Source organism: Kitasatospora sp. NPDC001660, assembly GCF_053596725.1.
Map to the genome: position 1 here is coordinate 253884 of NZ_JBSFGU010000004.1, position 23790 is coordinate 277673.

Genomic DNA, 23790 nt, shown 5'->3' on the forward strand with positions numbered 1-23790 from the left:
TGGGCGGGAAGAACGTGGTCCTAGGGTCGGCAACAGGGGCGTGCCGGACCGGCGCCCCCGGTGACCGTGGCGATGCCGCCACGGCACGACCTGGATCGGAGCGGTGCCCGATGATGCCCAGTCCCCCCTCGCCTCCCGTGCTGCGCGGCGACGCCGACGGCGAGACGCTCGACGCACTGGTCGACTCCTCCCGGCGGCTGCGCCGGTTCTGGCCACTGCTGGCGGCCGGCCCCGAGCCGAGCGCCCCCGCGCTCGCGGGCTTCCGGGTGCCGTCCGGCGCCCAGCGGCTGGTCGCGGGGATGGCCGAGTACGACAACTGAGGCTCCCCCGGAGCCGGGCGGAACCGGATCCGTCCGGGCCACGTCACATCCGCGCGGAGCGGCCGTGGAGGCGGCGCCGCTGAGCCCTCGGGAGGATGTGCAGATGGAGCAGGAGAGGATGCCGCGCGGTCGGCGGGCGGTGGTGCTGGCGGGTCTGGTGCTGGCGGCGGCGGTGACGGTGGCCGGGTGCAACGGGGACGGGAAGCCGTCCTCGGAGGCGGCGGCCACGGCGTCGGCCACGGCGTCGGCCTCGGCCTCGGGCTCCCCGGTGGCGCCGACGCCGTCCGGCGATCCGTCGGCCACCGGGTCCGCGGGCGCGCCGACGGCGAGCGCCTCCGGCGGGCCGGACGTGCCGAGCCAGGCTCCGAAGCCGGCCGGGACCGCCCCCGGCTCGGTGCCGCCGTCGGGGGCCACTCCCCCGGGCCCCGGCATCGCGGTCGGCGAGCCGAACCCGGCCGGGGCGACACCGGCCGTGCGTCCGGCGGTCACGTACCGGGTGGACGGCAGCAACAAGCTGACCGTGTACTTCTACGGCGGGGTGTGCCAGCAGTACGCGCTGAAGGCGGACGAGTCGCACCCGGGTCAGGTGGACGTCAAGATCGTCGTGGCGGCGCCGGTGCGGTCCGGGCAGGTGTGCAGCGAGCTGGCGAAGCGGCAGGCGGTCACGGCCGATCTGCGCGCGCCGCTGGCCGGGCGGACGGTGAACGACCTGTCGACCGGCCACGAGATCCCGCTGGAGGCGGACCCGCACATGGGCCCGGACCCGGTCTCGCCGGACGGCGCCGCGCAGTAGCGGGCCGCCCCTGAGCACGGCACGAAGGCGGCCCCGGGGGTGCTCCCCGGGGCCGCCTTCGTCAACCGCCCAGTCGCTCGGTCCTAGCTGAACGAGTCGCCGCAGGCGCAGGAGCCGGTGGCGTTCGGGTTGTCGATCGTGAAGCCCTGCTTCTCGATGGTGTCGACGAAGTCGACGGAGGCGCCGCCGAGGTACGGGGCGCTCATCCGGTCGGTGACGACCTTCACACCGTTGAAGTCCTTGATCACGTCGCCGTCGAGCGAGCGCTCGTCGAAGAACAGCTGGTAACGCAGGCCGGAGCAGCCACCGGGCTGGACGGCGACACGGAGCGCGAGGTCGTCGCGGCCTTCCTGCTCCAGCAGGGCCTTGACCTTGGCCGCGGCGGCATCGGTGAGGAGGATGCCACTCTCGACGGTGGTCTCGTCCTGGACGGTCATCTGCTTTCTCCCGGTCTTGACGACGGTCTACCGCCAGTGCCAACCAACTGTCGTCCGGATTCATTTCCCGGACGGCTGCGGTTTTCCGGCCTTTCGGCGGCGAATCTTCCGTGGACCGGGTGTGCCACCCGCGTCCCCTACCGTCCCCATGCTCGCACAACCGGGATGGACCGGTCACCGCCGAAGCCGCCGATCCGGGCGAACCGGCCTCGCGGCGGCGCCGCGGACGCCAGGATGGTGGGCATGATCCTGCGCCAGGTCAGGGACACCGCCGCCGACGCGGAGGCCGTCCGGGAGATCGCCCTCGCCTCGTCCGCCGCCCTGGAGGGCGGCGCCCCGGTCCCGGCGCCGTCGCCGCTGCAGCTGGCCCGCGCCAGACACCTGGCCCGCACCGATCCGCAGGGCTGCTGGCTCGCGGAGACCGGCGGGGAGGCGGTCGGCGCGGTGCTGTCGATGCGCCGGGAGGGGCTGTGGACGCCGTCGCTGTTCGCGGTCCGGCCGCAGGCGCAGGGCAAGGGCGTCGGGCGGCTGCTGCTGGAGCGGGCGACGGCCCACGGGCGCGGCTGCCTGCGCGGGATGGTGTGCGTGCCGCAGTCCGCGGCGGCGGCCCGCCGTTACCGGCTCGCCGGGTTCACGCTGCACCCGGCGATGCGGCTGAGCGGCCGGGTGGACCGGGCCGGGCTGGTCGACCCCGGGGACATCCCGGTGCACCGCGGCAACGCGACCCACCGGCACCTGCTGGACTCGGTGGACCGGCGGCTGCGCGGCTCGGCGCACGGACCGGACCACGAGCTGATGCTGGGCCACTTCGAGGAGCTGCTGATCGCCGACGCGCTGGCCGGCAGCGGCTACTGCTACCGGGACGGCGGCGCGGTGAAGCTGCTGGCCGCCACCACCAAGCGGATCGCCGCGCGGCTGCTGCGCGAGGCGCTGGCCCGGGTGCCGGAGGGGGCGCGGGCGCGGGTGGACTTCCTCACCGCCGAGCAGGAGTGGGCGCTGGACGTCGGCCTGGAGGTCGGGCTCAGCCCGGAGCCGGGGGGCTACGTCGGCCTGCACGGGATGCGGCCGCCGGCGCCGTACCTGCCGAGCGGGGCCTTCCTGTAGGCGCGCGGCGGCCCCGCCGGAGGTGCTCCGGCGGGGCCGCGGTCGCAGCCGTTCGGCTCAGGCCATGGTGTCCAGGATCTCCCGGACCATCTCCATCGTGGTGCCCGGGTGCAGGAAGGCGAAGCGGGCGACCGTCTCGCCGTCCCAGCCGGTGGGGGTGACGAAGCCGATCTGGTCCGCGAGCAGCTGCTGCGACCAGCGGTAGTAGTCGTCGTTGGTCCAGCCCTTGCGCTTGAAGCAGACCGCGGAGAGCTGCGGGTCGAACAGCAGCTCCAGGTGCTCGGTGTCGCGGATCAGCTGCGCGGTGTCCTGCGCCAGCTTGAGGCCGGTCTCGATGGCGTCGGTGTACGCCTGGGTGCCGTGCACGGCGAGGGAGAACCAGAGCGGCAGGCCGCGGGCGCGCCGGGTCAGGTGGTAGGCGTAGTCGGTGGGGTTCCACTCGTCGCCCTCGGTGTGCAGGACGTCGAGGTAGGAGGCGTCCTGGGTGTGGACGGCGCGGGCGAGCTGCGGGTTGCGGTAGATCAGCGCGGCGCAGTCGAACGGGGCGAACAGCCACTTGTGCGGGTCCACCACGAAGGAGTCGGCGTGCTCGATGCCGTTGTAGCGGGCGCGGACCGAGGGGGCGAACAGGCCCGCACCGCCGTAGGCGCCGTCCACGTGGAACCACATGTCGCGCTCGCGGGCCACCTCGGAGAGGCCCTGGAGGTCGTCGACGATGCCCTCGTTGGTGGTGCCGGCGGTGCCGACGACGGCGATCACCGTCTCGGGGTTGGGGTCGGCGGCCAGGGCGGCGCGCAGGGCCTCGCCGGTGAACCGCCGGTTGACGGTCGGGACCTTGAACGGCTCCACGCCGATGATGTTGAAGGTGTTCTTGACCGAGGAGTGCACCTGGTCGGCGACGGCTATGCGCAGGCGCGCCTGCGGACGACCGTCCTCGGCCAGCCTGCGGCGCGCGGTGTCGCGGGCGACGACCAGGGCGGACAGGTTGCCCGCCGAGCCGCCGGAGACGAAGCAGCCGCCGGCCGTCCCGGGCAGGCCCGCGCGGTCGGCTATCAGGCGCAGCACCTGGTTCTCGGCGGCGATCGCGCCGGCCGCCTCCAGCCAGGAGATGCCCTGGAGGGAGGCGCAGGAGACGACCATGTCGAACAGCAGCGCGGCCTTGGTGGGGGCGCACGGGATGAAGGACAGGTAGCGCGGGCTGTCGGCGGAGATGACCGCGCGGGACAGCTCGTGGTCGTAGAGCTTGAGCACGTCGGCCGGGCTGTTGCCGTCCGGGTTCAGCAGACCGGCCAGCTGGGCGCGCAGGTGCTCGCCGTCGCCGGGGTGGTCGAGCGGGACGGGGTCGTACTGCAGCCGCTCCCGCATGTAGTCGAATACCAGGTCGACCAGTTCGTTGTCGGGCCGGTGCATGCGGTCGGGGGCTGCGGACACGGCTGTCCCTCTCGGCTGTGGGGTTGCGGGGGATCCGGCCGGGCGGGGGTGTTCACCGCGCTGACCGGACGTGATCAGCGTAGGCAGCGCAAGGGGGGTGTCGCGCGTCGGAACGCGGCTGGTCAGGCAGGTTTCGAGCGTCTTCGGGGCGGTCCGCGCAGGATTCCTGCGTGGCTTGCCGGGCTGGCCCTAGCCGATCAGTTGGGAGAGGACGACGGAGGAGCGGCTGCGCTGGACGCCGGGCTCACGGCGGATGCGCTCGATGACGGCCTCCAGGTGGCGCATGTCGGCGGCTCTCAGGTGGACGAGGGCGTCCGGGTCACCGGTGACCGTCCAGGCGGCGACCACCTCGGGGAACTGGCGCAGGCTCGCGAGGATCTCCTCGGGGGCGGTCCGCTCGCGGCAGTACACCTCGACGAAGGCCTCGGTCTGCCAGCCGAGCACGGCCGGGTCGAGCACCACGGTGAAGCCGCGGACCACCCCGCGCGCCCGCAGCCGGTCGATCCGGCGGCGGACGGCGGTGGCGGAGAGGTTCACCTGGAGGCCGATCTCGGCGTAGGAGGCGCGGCCGTCGATGCCGAGGCGGGCGAGGAGCAGCCGGTCGGTCTCGTCCAGGTCGGCCCCGGCCACCTCGTGCGCTCGGCTGCTGCTCATCGGTGCGGGGCTCCACGGGTCGTGCGGGGATCGGCGGCCGGGACGGCAGTGGCCTCTCTGCCGAAACGGTTCGGCACCCATTCTGGCGGATGACATGCGCGAGTTCATCGCTGACGGATGACCGGGAGGCGACCGTTGGCCCACTCGTCAGGTCACCAGGAGCACGATCTTCCCCCGGGTGCGGCCCTCCGCGCTGAGCGCCTGGGCGGAGGCGGCCTGGGCAAGCGGGAAGGTGGAGGCGACGGTGACGGTGAGCCGGCCCTCGTCGGCGAGCGCGGCGAGTTCGGCGAGCCCGGCCGCGTCCGGGCGCGCCCACACGTAGTGGCCGCCGAACTCCTTCACCCGGTAGTCGGTGATCGAGGCGATCCGCGCCGGGTCGGCGACCAGGCCCGCCGAGACCTGGACGGCGCCGTGGCCGACCAGGTCGAGGGCCGCGTCCACGCCGCCCGGGGCGAGCGCGCGGACCCGTTCGGCCAGGCCCTCGCCGTACGCGACCGGCTCGGCGCCGAGGCCGCGCAGGTAGTCGTGGTTGCGCTCGCCGGCCGTGCCGATCACGCGGGCACCACGGGCCCGGGCGATCTGGACGGCCAGGTGGCCGACCCCGCCCGCGGCCGCGTGCACCAGGAGGGTCTCCCCCGTCTTCAGCCCGAGCGCGTCGACGCACTGCAGGGCGGTGAGCCCGGCCAGCGGGAGGCCGCCGGACTGCGCCCAGTCGAGCGCGGCGGGCTTGCGGGCGAGGGTGCGCACGGGCGCGGCGACGAGTTCGGCGTAGGTGCCGTGCTCGACGGTGTCCTTGCGGACGTAGCCGTAGACCTCGTCGCCCGGCGCGAACTCGGTGACGCCGCCGCCGACCGCGCGGACCACGCCGGCCGCGTCCCAGCCCATGACCAGCGGGAAGTGCACGTCCAGCATGCCGTCCAGCGCGCCCTCGCGGACCTTCCAGTCCACCGGGTTCACCCCGGCCGCGCGGACCTCCACCAGCACCGAGTCCGGGCCGACCCTGGGGTCGGGCAGATCGGTGTACTCGACCACCTCGGGGCCGCCGTAGCGGTTGATCGCGATTGCCTTCATGCGCCCAGCCATACCCGGGGCGGGCCGGATACCGATTCGGCCACGGGCGGACTGCCCCATATCGGTCATCCGGCTCGGCCGGAGGGTCCGATCCGGCGAGCGGTTCTCGTCACATCGACAGGATGGCCATCGTCACTCTGACGCTAACCGGTTAGAATAGATAGCGTCAGATAGACGAAAAGGCTCAACCGCTTGATCGGCCGCACAGAAGGGCACCCGCCCGTGACCACCACCATCACCGAGACCCACGGCGTCGACCCCACCCCGACGCCGCTCGCTCTGCTGCTGCTCGGCCGGGAGGCCGACCCGAACAGCGAGCGCGGCGTCGAGTGCCCCGGTGACCTCCCCCCCGCCTCCGACCCGGACCTCGTCGAGCGCGCCCGCGCGGCCAAGGCCGCGCTCGGCGACCGCGTCTTCATCCTGGGCCACCACTACCAGCGCGACGAGGTGATCGAGTTCGCCGACGTGACCGGCGACTCCTTCAAGCTCGCCCGGGACGCGGCGGCCCGCCCGGAGGCCGAGTACATCGTCTTCTGCGGTGTGCACTTCATGGCCGAGTCCGCGGACATCCTGACCGGCGACGACCAGAAGGTGGTCCTGCCCGACCTCGCGGCCGGCTGCTCGATGGCCGACATGGCCACCGCCGAGCAGGTCGCCGAGTGCTGGGACGTGCTGACCGACGCCGGCGTGGCCGACGTGACCGTCCCGGTCTCGTACATGAACTCCTCCGCCGACATCAAGGCCTTCACCGGCAGGCACGGCGGCACCATCTGCACCTCCTCCAACGCCAAGCGCGCCCTGGAGTGGGCCTTCGAGCAGGGACAGAAGGTCCTGTTCCTGCCCGACCAGCACCTCGGCCGCAACACCGCGGTGCGCGAGATGGGCTTCTCGCTGGACGACTGCGTCCTGTACAACCCCCACAAGCCGAACGGCGGCCTGACCGCCGAGCAGCTGCGGAACGCCAAGATGATCCTCTGGCGCGGCCACTGCTCGGTGCACGGCCGGTTCAGCCTGGACTCGGTGAACGACGTCCGCGAGCGCATCCCCGGCGTCACCGTCCTGGTGCACCCGGAGTGCAGGCACGAGGTCGTCGCCGCCGCGGACATGGTCGGCTCGACGGAGTACATCATCAAGGCGCTCGACGCCGCCGAGCCCGGCTCCAAGTGGGCCATCGGCACCGAGCTGAACCTCGTCCGCCGCCTCGCCAAGGCACACCCGGACAAGGAGATCGTCTTCCTCGACCGCACGGTCTGCTTCTGCTCGACCATGAACCGGATCGACCTGCCGCACCTCGTCTGGGCGCTGGAGTCGCTGGTCGAGGGCCGGGTGCCGAACGTGATCTCCGTCGACCCGGAGACCGAGAAGTACGCCAAGGCGGCGCTGGACCGGATGCTCGCCCTGCCGTAGCGAGACCCGGTGTACGAAGGGCGGGCCCCCTCCGATGGAGGGGGCCCGCCCTTTCGTCTGGCGCGGAGCGGTGCGGAAGGCTACTCCGGGTATCCCGGGATGACGCCCTCGTCGTCGGCCATCAGCAGCGCGCGGACCTCGTCGATGGTCGCCTCGGCCGCCGGCAGGATCAGCTCGGACGGCTCCAGCGAGTCGTCCGGCAGCCTGGTGCCGTACTGCTTCACGGCGTCCAGCAGCTTGCCGTACGCCGAGCGGAAGAGCTCCTCGTCCCCCGAGTCCACTGCGGTGACGAGCTCCGCGTCGAGCTCGTTGAGGAGGTTCAGGTGGTCCTCGCCGACCTCGAACTGCCCCTCACCCATGACCCTCATGATCATGCCGTGCGTCTCCCTGGTTCGTGGGGTGGAGCTCAGCTCACTTGTTGTAGTTGATGCGCGGGGTGTCCTGCGGGTGGGCGTCCTGCGGCTGCTGCGCCGGCTTGCCCTGTTCGATCGCGGCCGGACCGGACGAGGGACCGCCGGCCAGCTCGGCCTTCATGCGGGCCAGCTCCAGCTCGACGTCCGAGCCGCCGGCGACGCGCTCCAGCTCCGCCTCGATGTCGTCCTTGCGGCCGAGACCGCTCGCGTCGTCGAGCGCGCCGGAGGCCAGCAGCTCGTCGATCGCGCCGGCCCGCGCCTGCATCTGCGCGGTCTTGTCCTCGGCGCGCTGGATCGCCAGGCCGACGTCGCCCATCTCCTCCGAGATCCCGGAGAAGGACTCGGCGATGCGGGTCTGCGCCTGGGCCGCGGTGTAGGTGGCCTTGATGGTCTCCTTCTTGGTGCGGAAGGCGTCCACCTTGGCCTGCAGCCGCTGGGAGGCGAGCGTGAGCTTCTCCTCCTCGGCCTGGAGCGCCTGGTACTGCGTCTCCAGGTCGTTGATCTGGGACTGCATGTTGGCCTTGCGGGTCAGCGCCTCGCGCGCGAGGTCCTCGCGGCCGAGCGACAGCGCCTTGCGTCCCTGGTCCTCGTACTTCGCGGACTGCTGCTGGAGCTGGGTCAGCTGGAGTTCCAGGCGCTTGCGCGAGGTCGCGACGTCCGCGACGCCACGCCGTACCTTCTGCAGCAGTTCGAGCTGCTTCTGGTAGGAGTAGTCGAGCGTCTCACGCGGATCCTCCGCCCGATCCAAGGCCTTGTTCGCCTTGGAGCGGAAGATCAGCCCCATACGCTTCATGATTCCGTCGCTCATGGGCCTCGGGTGCCCCCTTCTCCGGCCTGCGGTCTCTATCTCGTTACCAGACACGACGAGTGTATGTGCAGCGAGTCCGTCGCCGCAGTCCACCTGCCTGCAACAAGACTGCTACAGCGCGGTGCGCCACTTCCTCATCCCCGGGGTGGATCCGGCTCTCATCCCCCTCATCCTCCACCCGACTGATCCCCTACGGGAAGGGGCCGGAGGACCCCGGCCGGGCTCCCACCTCGCGGATCGATACGCGTTTGCGTCCAAGGCGGCCCCGAGGAGCGTCGCCGAACCCCGTACGCTGGTGGTGTGTTCCGACGCCGTTCAGATGATGCCGCTGCCTCCACCGTGCTGGAGAAGCAGGACGAGACGACCCAGGCCCGCGACCCGCAGGCCAAGAAGGGCCGGCCCACTCCCAAGCGCAGTGAGGCCGAGGCCAACCGGCGTACCCGGGTGACCGTGCCCAAGGACCGCAAGGAGGCGGCCCGGCAGGCCCGCGACCGGATGCGGGTCGAGCGCGAGAAGCAGCGCCAGGCGCTCATGGAGGGCGACGAGCGCCACCTGCCGCCGCGCGACAAGGGCCCGGTGCGCAAGTTCGCCCGCGACTACGTGGACGCCCGCTGGTCGCTGGCCGAGTTCTTCCTCCCCGCCGCCGTGCTCATCCTGGTGCTCAGCATCATCAAGGTGCCGGCCCTGCAGCTGCTCTCCACCATGCTGTTCCTGCTGTTCTTCGTGCTGGTCGCGCTGGACTTCGTCCGCCTCGGCTTCGGCCTGCGCAAGCAGCTCGGCGAGCGCTTCGCCGGCCAGAACACCCGCGGGGCGGTCGCCTACGGCCTGATGCGCATCCTGCAGATGCGCCGGCTGCGGCTGCCCAAGCCGCAGGTCCGTCGCGGGGAGCGGCCCTGACCGCCGAACCGGTGGACTCCGGCTGGGCCCCGCCGACCTGGGAGGGGCCCGGCCTGTACGCGCTGCCGGGCCAGGGGGACGGCGGGCACGACCGGCTCGGCCAGGAACGGTCCGGCCAGGAACGGCGGCTGCCCTCCCGCAGCGGTTCCTTCGCCGGCGGCACCGGCGCCTGGCTGGACCGGCTCGGCGGACTGCGCAACTTCGTCCGCCAGGAGCTGGTCGCCCGCCAGCTCGCCGAACAGCTGGCCGGCCGCGACGCGCAGCGCGTCCTCGACATCGGTTGCGGCCAGGGCACCCAGGCGCTGCGCCTGGCCCGGGCCGGCCACTACGTCACCGGCATCGACTCCGACCCGGTCGCGCTCGGCGTCGCCCAGCGGGCGCTCGCCGAGGAACCGTCCGAGGTCCGCGGCCGGATCCAGCTGCTCAGCGGCGACGGCCACCAGTGCGGACGCTGGTTCGGACCCCGCAGCTTCGACGTCGTGCTCTGCCACGGCGTCCTGATGTACCTGCCCGACCCGGACCCGATGATCGCCTCGCTGGCCCGGCTGCTCGCGCCCGGCGGACTGCTCTCGCTACTGGTCCGCAACCGCGGCGCGCTCGCCCTGCGGCCCGCCGCCACCGGGGACTGGCGGGCCGCCCTGCACGCGTTCGAGAGCGACCGCTACTACAACCGGCTCGGGCTGGCCGCCCGCGCCGACCGGCTCGCCGACCTCACCGTCACGCTCTCCGAGGTGTCGGTGCCGCTCAAGCACTGGTACGGCGTGCGGGTCTTCACCGACAACGCCCCCGACGACGCGGCCCCGCCGGTGGACGGGCGGCAGCTGGCCCAGCTGCTGGAGGCCGAGGACCGCGCCGGCCGCACCGACCCGTACCGCCAGGTGGCCGCGCTGCTGCACGTCGTCGGGGCGAAGTAGGCTCCCTGACGGGGAGTCACTCCTCGTGCAGGCTCATCGAGTAGACCACCCGGTCGTCCTCCAGCAGAACGGCCGTGTCGACGCCGCCCTCGGCGAGCTGCTTCCAGGTCTCCCCGATCCAGGTCTCGGCGTCCCCCTGGCCGGCGAACTCCTCGTGCCCGACGCCCGACGCCAGCTCGGTGCCGTCCGCCTTCTCGTACCGCCACGTCCAGACCATGCCCGGCTCCTCCCGCCGACGACCCACTGACCACGCTGCCCGTGTGCTGCGCACCTTAGCCTGCCCGGCACGATCTTCCGTATGCCTGGTCCGGCAGGATGGGCGGCATGGCGACCCACCTCGAACCCTCCCGCACGCTCCTCCTCGGCGGTGCGCGCTCCGGCAAGTCCACCAAGGCCGAGCAGCTCCTCGCCGACCGGGCGGACGTCCTGTACGTGGCCACCGGCGGCACCAGGGACGGCGACGCCGAGTGGGCCCAGCGGGTCGCCCTGCACCGCGAGCGGCGGCCGGCGAGCTGGCGCACCGCCGAGACCTGTGACCTGGAGGCCGTCCTCGCGGACACCGCCGATCCGGCGCCGGTGCTGGTCGACTGCCTCGCACTGTGGCTGACTTCGGTGATGGACGAGTGCGACGCCTGGGACGACGCGGCGTGGGCCGACGGCGGGGAGGCCGCCGTGCAGCGGCGGTGCGACGCCCTCGCACGGGCCTGGGGGGCGACCGGGCGGCACGCCGTCGCGGTGAGCAACGAGGTCGGCATGGGTGTCGTCCCGGCGACCGCCGCCGGACGCCGTTTCCGCGACACCCTGGGCCGGCTCAACATGGCCGTGGCGGACGTCTCGGAGCGTGTGCTGCTGGTCGTGGCCGGGCAGGTTCTGACGGTCAAGCCAGCCGCAGCGTGAACACCTGTGGCGTGTAGCCTTCCCGACGATGGACACGACCGTGGATCTCGATACGTTCTCCTCGCTCGTCGAGCGCCCCGACGAGAGCGCCAGGCGGGCCGCCGACGAGCGCTGGCAGGCGGCCGGCCGGCCACGTGGCGGGCTCGGCAAGCTGGAGGAGCTGGGCAGCTGGCTGTCGTCCGTGCAGGGGCGCTCCCCGGTGCGGCCGGTCTCGGCGCCCAAGGTGCTGCTGTTCGCCGCCGACCACGGCGTGGCGGCGCTCGGGGTGTCCCGGCTGTCGGCCAAGGGCGGCACCGCGGCCCGGGTGCGGGCCGTGCTCGACGGCACCGCGCCGGTCGCCCGGCTGGCCGCCCGGTACGGCGCCGACGTGCGGATCGTCGACGTCGCGGTGGACACCGACCCGGCGGACTTCCCGGACGAGGTGGTCACCCACCGGGTCCGGCGCGGCTCCGGGCGGATCGACGTCGAGGACGCGCTCACCCCCGAGGAGACCGTCCGGGCCTTCCGGGCCGGCATGGCCGTCGCCGACGAGGAGGCCGACGCCGGGACGGACCTGGTGCTGCTGGGCGACCTCGGGGTCGGCTCGACGACCGTCGCCGGGGTGCTGATCGGCGCCCTGTGCGGGACGGACGCCGCCGCGGTGACCGGGCGCGGCTCCGGCATCGACGACCGGGTGTGGATGGTCAAGTGCGCGACCATCCGGGACTCGCTGCGGCGGGCCCGGCCGGTCCTCGGCGACCAGTTGGCGCTGCTCGGCGCCACCGGCGGGGCGGACTTCGCGGCGATCACGGGCTTCCTGCTGCAGGCCGCGGTGCGGAAGCTGCCGGTGGTGCTGGACGGTGTCGTCTCGGCGGCCTGCGCGCTGGTCGCGCAGCGGATCGCGTTCCGGGCGCCGGAGTGGTGGCGGGCCGGACAGTCCAGCGGGGAGCCGGCGCAGGCCAAGGCGTACGACCGGCTGACGCTGACGCCGATGCAGGACCAGGGGATCACGATGGGCGAGGGCGTCGGCGCGCTGCTGGCGCTGCCGCTGCTCCAGGCCGCGGGGGACGCGCTCGCGGACGAGGCGCCGCGGGCGTACGTACCGTCGGCGCCGAAGGAACAGCCGAAGCTGCCTTCGGCGGCGGACCTGCTGCGGAGGCTGTAGGGAGCCCGGTGCGGGCCCTGGCATCGCGGGGCGCCGAGAGCTGAGCGCTTTCGGTCGCCGGCGCGTGCAACCGGCTGCCGGCGATTCGGGTTCCGGCCAGAGGCTTCCGAATGCGCACGGTTCCGCCCCCGGCGCCCCTGGGTGAAGGCCCGACAGTTCACAGAGCGCCCCTGGCCGGGGGCGCTCTCGCCCGAGAGGAACGTTTCGTGTCGAACGGTGAGCGCGCCGGGGTCGGGGACGGGGTGCGGTTCGCGTTCGGAACGCTGTCGGTTCTGCGGGTGCGGGTCGAGCGGTGGGACCGGGCGGCCGGGGGGCGGGCCATGGTGCTGGCGCCGGTCGTGGGGCTCGTGCTGGGCGGCATCGCGGCGGGGGCCGGGGCGCTCGTGGCGTGGCGGGCCGGCGGACTGCTCGGGGCGGTGACGGCGGTGGGGGTGCTCGCGGCGCTCACCCGGGGGCTGCACCTGGACGGGCTCGCGGACGTCGCCGACGGACTGGGCAGCGGAAAGCCGGCCGAGGACGCGCTGCGCATCATGAAGCAGTCCGATATCGGACCGTTCGGCGTGCTCGTGCTGGTTCTCGCCCTGTTGGCCCAGATCGCCGCGCTGGCAGGACAGTTCGGGCACTCGACGTTGCGCGGCGCCCTCGCGGTGCTCGCCTGCGCGGTGACCGCGCGGTGCGCGCTCGCCTGGGGCTGCCTGCGGTCGGTGCCGCCCGCCCGGCCGGGCGGGCTCGGGGCGATGGTGGCGAGCACCGTCGCCCCCTCGGCCGCGCTGGCCGGGACGGCCGCGGCGGCGTTCCTCCTGGCCGCTGCCGGCGTGCTCGACGGATCGTCATTTCTCAGACTGCCGGTGGCAGTAGCCCTCGGCGCCGGCTGCGCATGGCTGCTGCTCCGGCGCTGCGTACGACGGTTCGGCGGAATCACCGGGGACGTGCTCGGCGCCATGGCGGAAACCGCGGCGACCGGCTCGCTGTTCGCCCTGGCGTTGCTCGGCTGACACCGGGCGGCGCGTGATCCCAGCATGCGGACTACCATGCGGGGAGCACCGCAGCCCTGCACCGTCGCAGGTCCTGCCCGCCCGGCGCACAGCGAGGAGCCGGGGCCTCTGGTGTGCGTGGCCGCCGACGGCGGGTGCGCGTAGCCAGGGGACCCGGACCACCCGACCCGCGCCGGCGGGAAAACCGCGACGCCCGCCGGGCTGCGCCGGTGCGGCAGCCTCGCCGCGACCGGCCGTGGACCGCGAAAGAACAGGACGCATTACGTGACTGCATTGTCTGTGAGCACCTCCGCCGCCGCCTCGCTGCGCGCGGACGCGCTGGTGGTCGGTGTCGCGAAGGGCCCCAAGGGCATCGTGCTGACCGCCGGCACCGAGGCCGTGAACGAGGCGTTCGAGGGCAAGCTGACCGAGGTCCTCGCCACCCTGGGCGCGACCGGCGCCGAGGGCGAGGCCGTCAAGGTGCCCTCCCCCGCCGGCCTGAAGGCCGCGCTCGTGCTCGCGGTCGGCCTCGGCGAGGCCGGCGAGGAGCGCTACGAGCTGGAGACGCTGCGCCGCGCCGCCGGTGTCGCCGCCCGTACCCTGGCCGGCGCCAAGAAGGCCGCACTGGCCCTGCCGGCCGAGTCCGCGGACGAGGTCGAGGCCGTCGCGCTGGGCGGCCTGCTCGGCTCGTACTCCTTCGGCACCTACAAGGGCGAGGCCGGCAAGGAGCCGGTCGGCGAGCTCGTCGTGCTGGCCCCGCGCAAGGGCAGCAAGGACGCCAAGGCCGCCGCGGAGCGCGCCGCCGCGATCGGCGAGGAGATGAACCGCGCCCGCGACCTGGTCAACACCGCGCCGAACGACCTGAACCCGAAGAGCTTCGCCGCGATCGCCCAGGCGGCCGGCAAGGAGCACGGCCTCAAGGTCGAGGTGCTGGACGAGAAGGCGCTCGGCAAGGGCGGCTTCGGCGGTCTGCTGGGCGTCGGCGGCGGCTCGGCGAACCCGCCGCGGCTGGTGAAGGTGGCCTACACCCACCCGAAGGCCAAGGCCTCGCTGGCGTTCGTCGGCAAGGGCATCACCTACGACTCGGGCGGCATCTCGCTGAAGCCGGCCGGCCACAACGAGACCATGAAGTGCGACATGGCCGGCGCCGCCGCCGTGTTCGCCGCCGTGGTCGCGGCCAAGCGCCTCGGCCTGGCCGTCAACGTCACCGGCTGGCTGGCGCTGGCCGAGAACATGCCGTCCGGCTCGGCCACCCGCCCGGGTGACGTGCTGCGCATGTACGGCGGCAAGACCGTCGAGGTGCTGAACACCGACGCCGAGGGCCGGCTGGTCCTGGCCGACGCGATCGTGCGCGCCGGCGAGGAGAACCCGGACGTCATCGTCGACGTGGCCACCCTGACCGGTGCCATGGTGCTGGCCCTGGGCACGCGCACCTTCGGCGTGATGTCCAACAACGACGAGCTGCGCGACACCCTGCACGCCCTCGCGGGCGAGGTCGGCGAGCAGTCCTGGCCGATGCCGCTGCCGGCCGAGCTGCGCAAGGGCATGACCGAGTCGACCATCGCCGACCTGGCCAACATGGGCGAGCGGATGGGCGGCGGCCTGGTGGCCGGCCTGTTCCTGAAGGAGTTCGTGGCCGAGGGCACCGACTGGGCGCACCTGGACATCGCCGGCCCGGCGTTCCACGAGGCCGCGCCGTTCGGCTACACCCCGAAGGGCGGCACCGCGAGCGCGGTGCGCACCCTGGTCGCGTTCGCCGAGCGGACGGCGGCGGCGAAGGCCTGACCCGGCCGACCCGCTCGGAGGGGGCCCGGCGCGTGTGCGCCGGGCCCCTCCGGCGTTCCGGACGGGTTACTCGCAGGTAGGCCGCCACCCGGCCCCGCACCTCTGTTCGCTGCGGGCGAAACTTTGTTCCGCACTGCGGAAGAGGCTGCGCCCAGGGCCCTCCCCGAGGCCCGTCCGACAGCCGGAAACCCCGCGTTGAGCTGCGATGATGCCCTTCCGTCGGGGGTGTTCCCACCCCCGTGACCGCCTTGTGGGACACCAGCGGGCCGGACCCGGACATCGACCACCGTGAACAAGTGCGAAGATGTATTTCCGGCACGACTGGGCGCCCCACAAAGGCTTCCGACCCACCGGACCGCGACCGGCCCGGCGATCCACACCCCATTGCATGGAGGACGTGACGTGGCGAACGACGCCAGCACCGTTTTCGACGTAGTCATTCTCGGAGGCGGAAGCGGCGGTTACGCCGCGGCGCTCCGCGCCGCTCAGCTGGGCCTGAGCGTTGCCCTGGTCGAGAAGGGTGAGCTGGGCGGCACCTGCCTGCACCGCGGCTGCATTCCGACCAAGGCGCTGCTGCACGCGGCCGAGATCGCCGACGAGACGAAGGAGGCCGCCGAGTTCGGTGTGCTGGCCACCTTCCAGGGCATCGACATCAATGGCGTCCACAAGTACAAGGACGACGTCATCGCCGGCCTGTACAAGGGCCTCCAGGGCCTGGTGGCCTCCCGCAAGGTGACCTTCATCCAGGGCGCGGGCAGGCTCTCCTCGCAGACCTCGGTGGACGTCAACGGCCAGCGCATCGAGGGCCGCCACATCGTCCTCGCCACCGGCTCCGTGCCGCGTTCGATCCCGGGTCTGGAGATCGACGGCAACCGCGTCATCTCCTCCGACCACGCCCTCAAGCTCGACCGCATCCCGAAGTCGGCCGTCATCCTCGGCGGTGGCGTCATCGGCGTCGAGTTCGCGTCGGTCTGGAAGTCCTTCGGCGTCGACGTCACCATCGTCGAGGCGCTGCCGCACCTCGTCCCGCTGGAGGACGAGAACTCCTCGAAGCTGCTGGAGCGCGCGTTCCGCAAGCGCGGCATCAAGTTCGAGCTGAAGGCCCGCTTCTCGGGCGTCGAGTACACCGAGACCGGTGTCCGCATCTCCACCGAGAACGGCAAGCAGATCGACGCGGACCTGCTGCTCGTCGCCATCGGCCGCGGCCCGGTCTCGGCCGGCCTCGGCTACGAGGAGAACGGCGTCGCGATGGACCGCGGCTACGTCCTCGTCGACGAGTACATGCGCACCAACGTGCCCACCATCTCGGCCGTCGGCGACCTCGCCCCGACCCTGCAGCTCGCCCACGTCGGCTTCGCCGAGGGCATCCTGGTCGCCGAGCGCCTGGCCGGCCTCAAGCCGATGCCGATCGACTACGACGGCGTCCCGCGGGTCACCTACTCCAACCCCGAGGTGGCCTCCGTCGGCATCTCCGAGGCCAAGGCCGTCGAGCTGTACGGCAAGGAGAAGGTCGTCACCCTCAAGTACAACCTGGCCGGCAACGGCAAGAGCAAGATCCTGAAGACCGCCGGCGAGATCAAGCTCGTCCAGGTCAAGGACGGCGCCGTGGTCGGCGTCCACATGGTCGGCGCCCGCATGGGCGAGCAGGTCGGCGAGGCTCAGCTGATCTACAACTGGGAGGCCCTGCCGGCCGAGGTCGCGCAGCTCATCCACGCGCACCCGACCCAGTCCGAGGCCCTTGGCGAGGCGCACCTGGCGCTGGCCGGCAAGCCGCTGCACGCGCACGACTGATCACGCCCCCACCCCCGTTTCCAGTACTTCCCGTACTTCCCGTACGCAAGACTTGATAGGAGTCGCTGAAACCATGGCGGTCTCAGTAACACTGCCCGCGCTGGGCGAGAGCGTTTCCGAGGGCACTGTCACCCGCTGGCTGAAGGCCGAGGGTGAGCGTGTCGAGGTCGACGAGCCGCTGCTCGAGGTCTCGACCGACAAGGTCGACACCGAGATCCCGGCGCCGGCCTCCGGCATCCTGGCCGCGATCAAGGTCGGCGAGGACGAGACCGTCGAGGTCGGTGCCGAGCTGGCGATCATCGACGACGGCTCCGGCGCCCCGGTCGCCGCCGCGGCCCCGGCCGCCGAGGCCGCCCCCGCCGCCCCGGCCCCGGTGGCCGAGGCTCCGGTCGCCGCGGCCCCGGCCGCTCCGGCTCCGGCTGCCGCTGCTCCGGCCGCTCCGGCCGGTGACGCCACCCCGGTCCTGCTGCCCGCGCTGGGCGAGTCGGTCACCGAGGGCACCGTCACCCGCTGGCTGAAGGCCGAGGGTGAGACCGTCGAGATCGACGAGCCGCTGCTCGAGGTCTCCACGGACAAGGTCGACACCGAGATCCCGTCGCCGGTCGCCGGTGTCGTCGTCAAGATCCTGGTCGGCGAGGACGAGACCGCCGAGGTCGGCGCCCAGCTCGCGCTGATCGGCGCCCCGGGTGCCGCCGCTGCCGCTCCGGCCCCGGTCGCCGCCCCGGCCCCGGTCGCCGCCGCCCCGGCTGCTCCGGCCCCGGTGGCCGCTCCGGCTCCGGTGGCCCCGGCCGCTCCGGTTGCTCCGGCTCCGGCTCCGGCCCCGGTCGCCGCCGCCCCGGCTACGGCGGCCCCGGCCGCTCCGGCCCCGGTTGCTCCGGCTCCGGTCGCTCCGGCTCCGGTCGCCCCGGCCGCGCCGGTGGCCGACGCCGGTGACGCCTACGTCACCCCGCTGGTGCGCAAGCTCGCCGCCGAGCACGGCGTCGCGCTGTCCTCCGTCACCGGCACCGGTGTCGGCGGCCGCATCCGCAAGCAGGACGTCATCGCCGCCGCCGAGGCCGCCAAGGCCGCGTCGGCCCCGGTCGCCGCCGCCCCGGCCGCCGCACCGAAGGCCGCCGTCGTGCCGTCCGCCCTGCGCGGCCAGACGGTCAAGATGACCCGCATGCGCAAGGTCATCGGCGACAACATGATGAAGGCCCTGCACGAGCAGGCCCAGCTGACCAGCGTGGTCGAGGTGGACGTCACCAAGATCATGTCGCTGCGCGCCAAGGCCAAGGACTCCTTCCTCGCCCGCGAGGGCGTCAAGCTGTCCCCGATGCCGTTCTTCGTCAAGGCCGCCGCCCAGGCGCTGAAGGCCCACGCGGTCATCAACGCCCGGATCAACGAGGCCGAGGGCACCATCACCTACTTCGACACCGAGAACATCGGTATCGCGGTGGACTCCGAGAAGGGTCTGATGACCCCGGTCATCAAGGGTGCGGGCGACCTCAACATCGCCGGCATCTCGAAGAAGACCGCCGAGCTGGCCGCCAAGGTCCGCGACAGCAAGATCACCCCGGACGAGCTGTCCGGCGCCACCTTCACGATCAGCAACACCGGCTCGCGCGGTGCGCTGTTCGACACCGTGATCGTGCCGCCGAACCAGGCCGCCATCCTGGGCATCGGCGCCACCGTCAAGCGCCCGGTCGTCATCGAGGCCGACGGCGGCACCGCCATCGGCATCCGCGACATGACCTACCTGTCGCTCTCCTACGACCACCGCCTGGTGGACGGCGCCGACGCCGCCCGTTACCTGGTCGCGGTCAAGGAGATCCTGGAGGCCGGCGAGTTCGAGGTCGAGCTCGGCCTGTAAGGCACCTCGCCCGTACGGAACCCCGCGTCGTCACCGGACGGCGCGGGGTTCCGCCGTTGCAGGGGTCGGTCGCGGGCGGCTCCGGTCGGCCGCGGCCGACGTTTCGCCGGACGTCACCAGCGTTTCGCCGGGCCATGGCATGCGCGGAGGCGGGCGAGCGGGGATGCTGGAGCAGTGATGGACGAGACCGACTTCTGGCAGATCATCGACGAGACCCGGGAGGCTGCCGAGGGCGACCCCGACGAGCAGGCCGACCTGCTGGTGGAGCGGCTCCTCCAGCTGACTCCGGACGACGTCATCGACTTCGCCCGGCTGTTCGAGGCGCGGTTCCAGCGCGCCTACCGCTACGAGCTGTGGGGCGCCGCCGCCCTGCTGCTGGGCGGTGCTTCCGACGAGGCCTTCGACTACTTCCGCTACTGGCTGATCGGCCAGGGCCGGGACGTGTTCGAGGGCGGGCTGCACGAACCGGACGACCTGGCCGACCTGCTGCCCGAGTTCGACGAGGAGGAGGACGGCGAGGCCGAGGACCTCGGCTACGCCGCCGACGAGGCCTACGAGCAGCTCACCGGCCTGCCGCTGCCCGAGGTGGGCGGGCGGCCAGCGGGCCGTCCGTCCGGGACGCCGCTGGACCTCGACGATCCGGACGCCATGGCGAAACGCCTCCCCAAGCTCTGGGAGCGCTACGGGGACTGAGCGCGCCGCCGGTGCGGGTCAGGTGGTGCTGCCCGTGACGGCGCTGCCGTCCTTCTTGATGCCCTTGAGGATCAGGTCCAGCACGGACGCGTCCGGCGCGGCCGGGTCGTCGTCCACGCCGCCCTCGAACACGACGAACCCGCCGCCCTTGGCCGGGACGGCGGCCAGCAGGACGTAGCCCTGGGTGCCGTCCGAGGTGCGGACGTGCCAGCGGGACGCGTAGCCGAGCACGCCGGCGACGGTGACGTTGCCGGAGCCGGAGTCGGTGTGCGAGGTGAGCCCGCTGAAGATCGAGGCCGCGTAGGCGGGCATGGCGGACTCGGCGGCGGCCTTGGCGGTGGCGCCCTGGACGCTGTCCCTCTGGATCGCGAACTGGCCGCGGATGCAGGTGTTGTTCCCGTCCGGGCAGGTGTAGCGGCCGGAGCCGAGGTTGACCACCGTCTTCACGCCGCCGCTGGGGAAATCGTCCCAGCCGTCGAACACCGGGACGGTGATGGCGTGTTGGGGATCCGGCACGGTGCTCTTGAGGACCGGCGCGGCCTTGGGCGTCCGCTGGGTCGGGGTGGGCGTCGGGGTCGGGGTCGGCCCGTCGGTGGGGAGGGTGTACGTCGGGCTGGGGGCCGGGGGAGCATCGCTCCGGGTGACGGTGACCGTCGGGTTCGGGGTCGGATCGGCCGTCGGGGTACCGCCTTTGAGTGCGAGGCCCGCGATCACGGCGCCCACGGTGAGGACCGCGACGGCGATGCCGATGATGACGCCGGGCTTCACGCCGCCGCTGCGGGCCGGCTGGGGGTAGCCGTAGCCGGGCGGCTGGGCGCCGGGGTAGGCCGGGCCGCCGTACTCCTGGCTCCCGTAGCCCTGGCCGTACTCGGGTGCGCCGTAGCCCTGGCCCGGGTAGCCGTAGCCCGGGGCCTGGGCGCCCGGGTAGCCGTAGCCGGGCGGGGGCGGGGCCGGCTGCCAGCCCTGGGTCGGCGCATCGGCGACCTGGGCGGCGCCGCCCTGGAGCGGGCGCACCTCGGCGGTCCAGGCGCTGCCGTCCCACCAGCGCTCCTGACCTGGGGTGCCGTCCGCACCGGGTACCGGGTACCACCCGGGAGGCGTCGAGTTGTTCACGGGCGTACGGTACCCGGCGGGGCGGCGTCGAGACAGGGTGGGTCCGTCACGACTCTGCACCATCCGTTCACATCTGACGCGCCGTCATGCGCGGTGGTCGCGGTGGTCGCGCGCCCGGCCGGGTGTTCAGTCGGTGAGGCGGCGGGCCATCCAGATGTCGTCCACGTACGAGCCGTCGATCAGGAACTCCTCGGCGAGCGAGCCCTCGACGACGAAGCCGCAGCTCTCGTAGAGACGGCGGGCCGGGGCGTTCCAGCCGAGCACGCGCAGGGTCATCTTGCGGGCGCCCTCGGCGCGCGCGGCCTCGCACGCGGCATCGACCAGCTGCCGGCCGATGCCCTGGCCGCGGACCGAGGTGTCGACCCCCAGGCCCTGGATCTGGCGGACGTGCCGGTTGCTGGCCAGCGGGGTGGCCGGGACCTGGCGGACGTAACCGACGATCCGGCCGTCGACGAGGGCGAGCAGGAACTGCTCCGGGGTGTGCCGCTCGTCGAAGACCCCGTCCTCCTCGGGCGGCTGCGGGGAGACGTCGGACAGGACGGACCAGGCGGCGCGGTTGAGGACGGCGAGTTCGCGCTCGTCCTCCGGCTTGGCTGATCGGATGATCAGATCGTCGGCGTGCATGCGCGTCAGCCTAATGAGGGGTATTCAAACTTCACAGAGGTTAAGGACTGGAAGGATGGGCGCATGCGCATCGCTGTCACAGGCTCCACGGGTTTGATCGGTTCGGCGCTCGTCCGCTCCCTGGCGGCGGACGGCCACGAGGTGGTCCGGCTGGTCCGGCACCGCTCCAGGACGGGCCCGCAGCCCGACGGCACCACCGCCATCGGCTGGAACCCGCTGCTCGGCCAGGTGGACCGGCACGGCCTGGCCGGCGTCGAGGCCGTCGTGCACCTGGCCGGCGCCGGGGTCGGCGACCACCGCTGGACGGCCGCCTACAAGCGGGAGATCCGGGAGAGCCGGGTGCTCGGCACCGAGACCCTGGCCGTCGCCCTGGCCGGGCTCAAGGAGCCGCCGAAGGTCCTCGTCAGCGCCTCCGCGGTCGGCGTGTACGGGCAGACCGGCGACCGGGTGATCGACGAGGACTCCCCCCTCGGCGACGACTTCCTGGCCGAGGTGTGCGTGGAGTGGGAGGCCGCCGCCCGGCCGGCCGAGCGCGCCGGGATCCGGGTCGCCCACCCGCGCACCGGGCTGGTGCTGTCCGCCGCCGGCGGGGCGGGCGGGCGGCTGTTCCCGCTGTTCAAGCTCGGCCTGGGCGGGCGGCTCGGCGACGGGCGGCAGTACTGGAGCTACATCTCGCTGGCCGACGAGGTCGCCGCGCTGCGCTTCCTGATCGACCGGGACGACCTCTCCGGCCCCTTCAACCTCACCGCGCCGGAGCCGGTGACCAACGCCGAGCTGACCGCGGCCCTCGGGCGGGTGCTCGGGCGTCCGACGCCGTTCCCGGTGCCGGACGCGGTACTGAAGGCGGTGCTCGGGGAGCTCGCGATCGAGGTCGTCGGCAGCCACCGGGTGGTGCCCCGGCGGTTGCTCGACGCCGGGTTCCGCTTCACTCACACGGACGTGGACGCGGCGGTGCGGGCGGCACTCTGAGGGCTCTCGCGGCCCGGCTTCCGAGGCCCCGGAACGTACCGGGCGTACGGCATTCGTGCTGGCCAGGGGCATATGCCGAGCGGGGGTCGGACGGGGCTCCGACAGGGGGCGCACGGGAGCACACGACGGGCGCGCTGCACGCCCCCGGTGACCGTGCGCGCCCGCCGACCCCCGAACCCGGCCGCCGTGACGCACAGTCCGTGACCGCACCCCGCCCAGGCCCTTCCGGGCGCCGGATCCGGCCCAATGCGCTTGTCTGACATTCAGATTGACTGGGCATCACATCGTCGGACCGTATCCCGGCACCCCGCTGCCTGCGTCGGCCGGAGCCCCGGGACCAGGGAGGGAGCACGCCCGTGCCCACGTACGACTTCACCCGCCGCGCCCGCCGACCGTCCGACCCGGACGTCGTCGTGGTGGGCGCCGGACTCGCGGGCCTGACCGCCGCCCGCGCGCTCACCGGCCGGGGCCTCACCGTTCAGCTCCTGGAACGCACTGACCGGATCGGCGGCCGGACGGCCACCCGCGAGCTGGACGGTTTCCGGCTCGACGACGGCAGCCACCTGCTGAACACCGCGTTCCCCGAGCTGCGCCGCGCGCTCGACGTCGACCGCCTGGACCTGCGCCCGCTCGCGCCCGGCGTACTCGTGCACAGCGCCGGCCGCCGCTACCGCGCCGGGGACCCGCAGCTCACCACCGCCCGGCAGGCCGCCACCCGGGCCCCGCTCGGCAGTCCGCTGGACAAGGCCCGCCTCGGCAGCTGGCTGGGCCGGCTCGCCGCCACCCCCGCCGGGCGGATCCACGCCCGCCCGGAGACCACCACCGCCCGCGCGCTCACCGGTCACGGGCTCGCCCCGCGCACCGTCGACGGCTTCCTGCGGCCGCTGCTCAGCGCCCTGCTCGGCGATCCGGCGCTCGGGACCAGCAGCCGGGTCGCCGAACTGGTCCTGCGCTGCTACGCCCGCGGCCGGCTCTGTCTGCCCGCCGGCGGCATCGCGACCGTGCCGGCCCAGCTGGCCGCCGCGCTGCCGGCCGGCACCGTGCGCACCGGGGTCGAGGTCACCGCGATCGCGGCCGACGGCGTCGAGACCGCCGCCCACGGCCGGATCGGCGCACAGGCCGTCGTCGTCGCCACCTCCGCGCGCGCGGCCGTCGAACTCCTGCCAGGGCTGCGGCTGCCGGACTTCCACCCGGTCACGACCTTCTTCCACGCCGCCGACCGGGCCCCGCTGAACGAGGCCGTCCTCCTCCTGGACGCCGACCGGCCCGGCGGCCGGCCGCCGCTCGTCTCGCACTCCCTGGTGCTCAGCGAGCTGGACCCCTCGTACGCTCCGGCCGGGCAGGCGCTCGTCGCCACCACCGTGCTCGGGCGGCGCGCCTTCGACGCGGGCGGCCCGGCGGGCCTGGAACCCGCCGTCCGGGCACGGCTCGCGGAGCTGTACGGCACCTCCGCCCGGGGCTGGCAGTTCCTCAGCGTCCGGCACCTCCCCGACGCGCTGCCGGCCATGCCGCCGCCGCACAATCCGCAGCGGCCGGTCCGGGTGCTCGCCGGGCTGTACGTCGCCGGGGACCACCGGGACACCAGCTCCGTGCAGGGCGCCCTGGTCTCCGGACGGCGGGTGGCACAGGCGGTGCTTCGCGACCTCGGGCTGCCGGCTTCCGCACGGGAGGCGGAGGCGGCGGCCTGAGCGCGGTTCCGGCC

23 protein-coding genes and 1 pseudogene are annotated in these 23790 nt (G+C 73.5%); 15 read left to right on the forward strand and 9 right to left on the reverse strand.

The genetic code is table 11. The features are described 5' to 3' along the window. The first annotated feature begins 110 nt into the window (after positions 1–110). Both ACWCXH_RS06500 and ACWCXH_RS06505 read left to right on the forward strand, forming a co-directional pair. A complete protein-coding gene (locus tag ACWCXH_RS06500) occupies positions 111–320 on the forward strand; it encodes a hypothetical protein (RefSeq protein ID WP_449800199.1) in 210 nt (69 codons plus the stop codon). A 103-nt stretch (positions 321–423) separates the two neighbouring features. Beyond that, on the forward strand, positions 424–1113 hold the full coding sequence (locus ACWCXH_RS06505) for a hypothetical protein (protein WP_449800200.1): 690 nt from the start codon (positions 424–426) through the stop codon (positions 1111–1113). Positions 1114–1196: 83 nt separating this feature from the next. Here the strand turns inward: ACWCXH_RS06505 and erpA are convergent, their stop codons facing one another. Beyond that, a complete protein-coding gene (erpA, locus tag ACWCXH_RS06510; protein WP_449800201.1) occupies positions 1197–1550 on the reverse strand; it encodes an iron-sulfur cluster insertion protein ErpA in 354 nt (117 codons plus the stop codon). A gap of 243 nt (positions 1551–1793) precedes the next feature. On the opposite strand from erpA, the gene ACWCXH_RS06515 reads away from it, so the two are divergent. After that, a complete protein-coding gene (locus ACWCXH_RS06515) occupies positions 1794–2654 on the forward strand; it encodes an N-acetyltransferase family protein (protein WP_449800202.1) in 861 nt (286 codons plus the stop codon). A 57-nt stretch (positions 2655–2711) separates the two neighbouring features. On the opposite strand, the gene ACWCXH_RS06520 is transcribed toward ACWCXH_RS06515, so the two are convergent. The 3 genes from ACWCXH_RS06520 to ACWCXH_RS06530 all read right to left on the reverse strand — a co-directional run bounded on the left by ACWCXH_RS06520 (position 2712) and on the right by ACWCXH_RS06530 (position 5810). Then, the gene (locus tag ACWCXH_RS06520) at positions 2712–4085 is read right to left on the reverse strand and encodes a pyridoxal phosphate-dependent decarboxylase family protein (protein ID WP_449800203.1); all 1374 of its coding nucleotides are present in this window, start codon (positions 4083–4085) and stop codon (positions 2712–2714) included. A 189-nt stretch (positions 4086–4274) separates the two neighbouring features. Next, entirely contained in the window at positions 4275–4739 is a 465-nt protein-coding gene (locus ACWCXH_RS06525; protein WP_449800204.1) for an Lrp/AsnC family transcriptional regulator, read from the reverse strand. A 147-nt stretch (positions 4740–4886) separates the two neighbouring features. Then, entirely contained in the window at positions 4887–5810 is a 924-nt protein-coding gene (locus ACWCXH_RS06530) for an NADP-dependent oxidoreductase (RefSeq protein ID WP_449800205.1), read from the reverse strand. 222 nt (positions 5811–6032) lie between these two features. Here ACWCXH_RS06530 and nadA point away from each other — a divergent pair, with 222 nt between their 5' ends. Then, a complete protein-coding gene (gene nadA / locus ACWCXH_RS06535) occupies positions 6033–7217 on the forward strand; it encodes a quinolinate synthase NadA (RefSeq protein ID WP_449800206.1) in 1185 nt (394 codons plus the stop codon). Positions 7218–7297: 80 nt separating this feature from the next. Here nadA and pspAA read toward each other — a convergent pair whose 3' ends face one another. Both pspAA and ACWCXH_RS06545 read right to left on the reverse strand, forming a co-directional pair. Next, entirely contained in the window at positions 7298–7591 is a 294-nt protein-coding gene (gene pspAA / locus ACWCXH_RS06540) for a PspA-associated protein PspAA (RefSeq protein WP_449800207.1), read from the reverse strand. Positions 7592–7628: 37 nt separating this feature from the next. Continuing rightward, positions 7629–8438, reverse strand: coding sequence for a PspA/IM30 family protein (locus ACWCXH_RS06545; RefSeq protein ID WP_449800208.1), 810 nt, complete (start codon positions 8436–8438; stop codon positions 7629–7631). A 300-nt stretch (positions 8439–8738) separates the two neighbouring features. Here ACWCXH_RS06545 and ACWCXH_RS06550 point away from each other — a divergent pair, with 300 nt between their 5' ends. Then, positions 8739–9335, forward strand: coding sequence for a DUF3043 domain-containing protein (locus ACWCXH_RS06550; protein WP_449800209.1), 597 nt, complete (start codon positions 8739–8741; stop codon positions 9333–9335). 173 nt (positions 9336–9508) lie between these two features. Next, entirely contained in the window at positions 9509–10249 is a 741-nt protein-coding gene (locus tag ACWCXH_RS06555) for a class I SAM-dependent methyltransferase (RefSeq protein WP_449800311.1), read from the forward strand. A gap of 16 nt (positions 10250–10265) precedes the next feature. Here ACWCXH_RS06555 and ACWCXH_RS06560 read toward each other — a convergent pair whose 3' ends face one another. Continuing rightward, the gene (locus tag ACWCXH_RS06560; protein WP_449800210.1) at positions 10266–10466 is read right to left on the reverse strand and encodes a hypothetical protein; all 201 of its coding nucleotides are present in this window, start codon (positions 10464–10466) and stop codon (positions 10266–10268) included. Between the two features lie 125 nt (positions 10467–10591). Between ACWCXH_RS06560 and cobU the strand changes: the two are divergent. The 7 genes and pseudogenes from cobU to ACWCXH_RS06595 form a co-directional block, all read left to right on the forward strand. After that, positions 10592–11146, forward strand: a pseudogene (gene cobU, locus ACWCXH_RS06565) (bifunctional adenosylcobinamide kinase/adenosylcobinamide-phosphate guanylyltransferase); the annotation flags it as partial. Between the two features lie 28 nt (positions 11147–11174). Further along, positions 11175–12290, forward strand: coding sequence for a nicotinate-nucleotide--dimethylbenzimidazole phosphoribosyltransferase (locus tag ACWCXH_RS06570; protein ID WP_449800211.1), 1116 nt, complete (start codon positions 11175–11177; stop codon positions 12288–12290). Positions 12291–12496: 206 nt separating this feature from the next. Further along, positions 12497–13285 carry an adenosylcobinamide-GDP ribazoletransferase gene (locus tag ACWCXH_RS06575; RefSeq protein WP_449800212.1) on the forward strand — a complete coding sequence of 263 codons (789 nt, stop codon included), beginning with the start codon at positions 12497–12499 and terminating at the stop codon, positions 13283–13285. Between the two features lie 264 nt (positions 13286–13549). Beyond that, a complete protein-coding gene (locus tag ACWCXH_RS06580) occupies positions 13550–15049 on the forward strand; it encodes a leucyl aminopeptidase (protein WP_449800213.1) in 1500 nt (499 codons plus the stop codon). Positions 15050–15451: 402 nt separating this feature from the next. After that, positions 15452–16840 carry a dihydrolipoyl dehydrogenase gene (lpdA, locus tag ACWCXH_RS06585; protein WP_449800214.1) on the forward strand — a complete coding sequence of 463 codons (1389 nt, stop codon included), beginning with the start codon at positions 15452–15454 and terminating at the stop codon, positions 16838–16840. Between the two features lie 73 nt (positions 16841–16913). After that, positions 16914–18689 carry a 2-oxoglutarate dehydrogenase, E2 component, dihydrolipoamide succinyltransferase gene (sucB, locus tag ACWCXH_RS06590; protein WP_449800215.1) on the forward strand — a complete coding sequence of 592 codons (1776 nt, stop codon included), beginning with the start codon at positions 16914–16916 and terminating at the stop codon, positions 18687–18689. Positions 18690–18866: 177 nt separating this feature from the next. Continuing rightward, entirely contained in the window at positions 18867–19382 is a 516-nt protein-coding gene (locus ACWCXH_RS06595; RefSeq protein WP_449800216.1) for a DUF4240 domain-containing protein, read from the forward strand. An 18-nt stretch (positions 19383–19400) separates the two neighbouring features. On the opposite strand, the gene ACWCXH_RS06600 is transcribed toward ACWCXH_RS06595, so the two are convergent. Then, the gene (locus ACWCXH_RS06600; RefSeq protein ID WP_449800217.1) at positions 19401–20495 is read right to left on the reverse strand and encodes a DUF2510 domain-containing protein; all 1095 of its coding nucleotides are present in this window, start codon (positions 20493–20495) and stop codon (positions 19401–19403) included. Between the two features lie 126 nt (positions 20496–20621). Further along, positions 20622–21119: an N-acetyltransferase family protein gene (locus ACWCXH_RS06605; protein WP_449800218.1), complete on the reverse strand. Its 498-nt coding sequence runs from the start codon at positions 21117–21119 to the stop codon at positions 20622–20624. A gap of 63 nt (positions 21120–21182) precedes the next feature. Between ACWCXH_RS06605 and ACWCXH_RS06610 the strand changes: the two genes are divergently transcribed. Together ACWCXH_RS06610 and ACWCXH_RS06615 are read left to right on the forward strand one after the other, a co-directional pair. Further along, entirely contained in the window at positions 21183–22088 is a 906-nt protein-coding gene (locus ACWCXH_RS06610; RefSeq protein WP_449800219.1) for a TIGR01777 family oxidoreductase, read from the forward strand. 356 nt (positions 22089–22444) lie between these two features. Further along, complete coding sequence (locus ACWCXH_RS06615) at positions 22445–23776, forward strand: NAD(P)/FAD-dependent oxidoreductase (RefSeq protein WP_449800220.1); 1332 nt, start codon at positions 22445–22447, stop codon at positions 23774–23776. The last annotated feature ends 14 nt before the right edge of the window (positions 23777–23790 follow it).

What these genes read in the sequence shown, in the direction of transcription:
- pspAA (WP_449800207.1), bottom strand. Translation starts at nt 7,591, where the DNA reads ATGATCATGAGGGTCATGGGTGAGGGGCAGTTCGAGGTCGGCGAGGAC.
- sucB (WP_449800215.1), top strand. Translation starts at nt 16,914, where the DNA reads ATGGCGGTCTCAGTAACACTGCCCGCGCTGGGCGAGAGCGTTTCCGAG.
- ACWCXH_RS06560 (WP_449800210.1), bottom strand. Translation starts at nt 10,466, where the DNA reads ATGGTCTGGACGTGGCGGTACGAGAAGGCGGACGGCACCGAGCTGGCG.
- ACWCXH_RS06515 (WP_449800202.1), top strand. Translation starts at nt 1,794, where the DNA reads ATGATCCTGCGCCAGGTCAGGGACACCGCCGCCGACGCGGAGGCCGTC.
- ACWCXH_RS06530 (WP_449800205.1), bottom strand. Translation starts at nt 5,810, where the DNA reads ATGAAGGCAATCGCGATCAACCGCTACGGCGGCCCCGAGGTGGTCGAG.
- ACWCXH_RS06505 (WP_449800200.1), top strand. Translation starts at nt 424, where the DNA reads ATGGAGCAGGAGAGGATGCCGCGCGGTCGGCGGGCGGTGGTGCTGGCG.
- ACWCXH_RS06545 (WP_449800208.1), bottom strand. Translation starts at nt 8,438, where the DNA reads ATGAGCGACGGAATCATGAAGCGTATGGGGCTGATCTTCCGCTCCAAG.
- ACWCXH_RS06525 (WP_449800204.1), bottom strand. Translation starts at nt 4,739, where the DNA reads ATGAGCAGCAGCCGAGCGCACGAGGTGGCCGGGGCCGACCTGGACGAG.
- ACWCXH_RS06500 (WP_449800199.1), top strand. Translation starts at nt 111, where the DNA reads ATGATGCCCAGTCCCCCCTCGCCTCCCGTGCTGCGCGGCGACGCCGAC.
- ACWCXH_RS06570 (WP_449800211.1), top strand. Translation starts at nt 11,175, where the DNA reads ATGGACACGACCGTGGATCTCGATACGTTCTCCTCGCTCGTCGAGCGC.
- ACWCXH_RS06605 (WP_449800218.1), bottom strand. Translation starts at nt 21,119, where the DNA reads ATGCACGCCGACGATCTGATCATCCGATCAGCCAAGCCGGAGGACGAG.
- ACWCXH_RS06610 (WP_449800219.1), top strand. Translation starts at nt 21,183, where the DNA reads ATGCGCATCGCTGTCACAGGCTCCACGGGTTTGATCGGTTCGGCGCTC.
- erpA (WP_449800201.1), bottom strand. Translation starts at nt 1,550, where the DNA reads ATGACCGTCCAGGACGAGACCACCGTCGAGAGTGGCATCCTCCTCACC.
- ACWCXH_RS06595 (WP_449800216.1), top strand. Translation starts at nt 18,867, where the DNA reads ATGGACGAGACCGACTTCTGGCAGATCATCGACGAGACCCGGGAGGCT.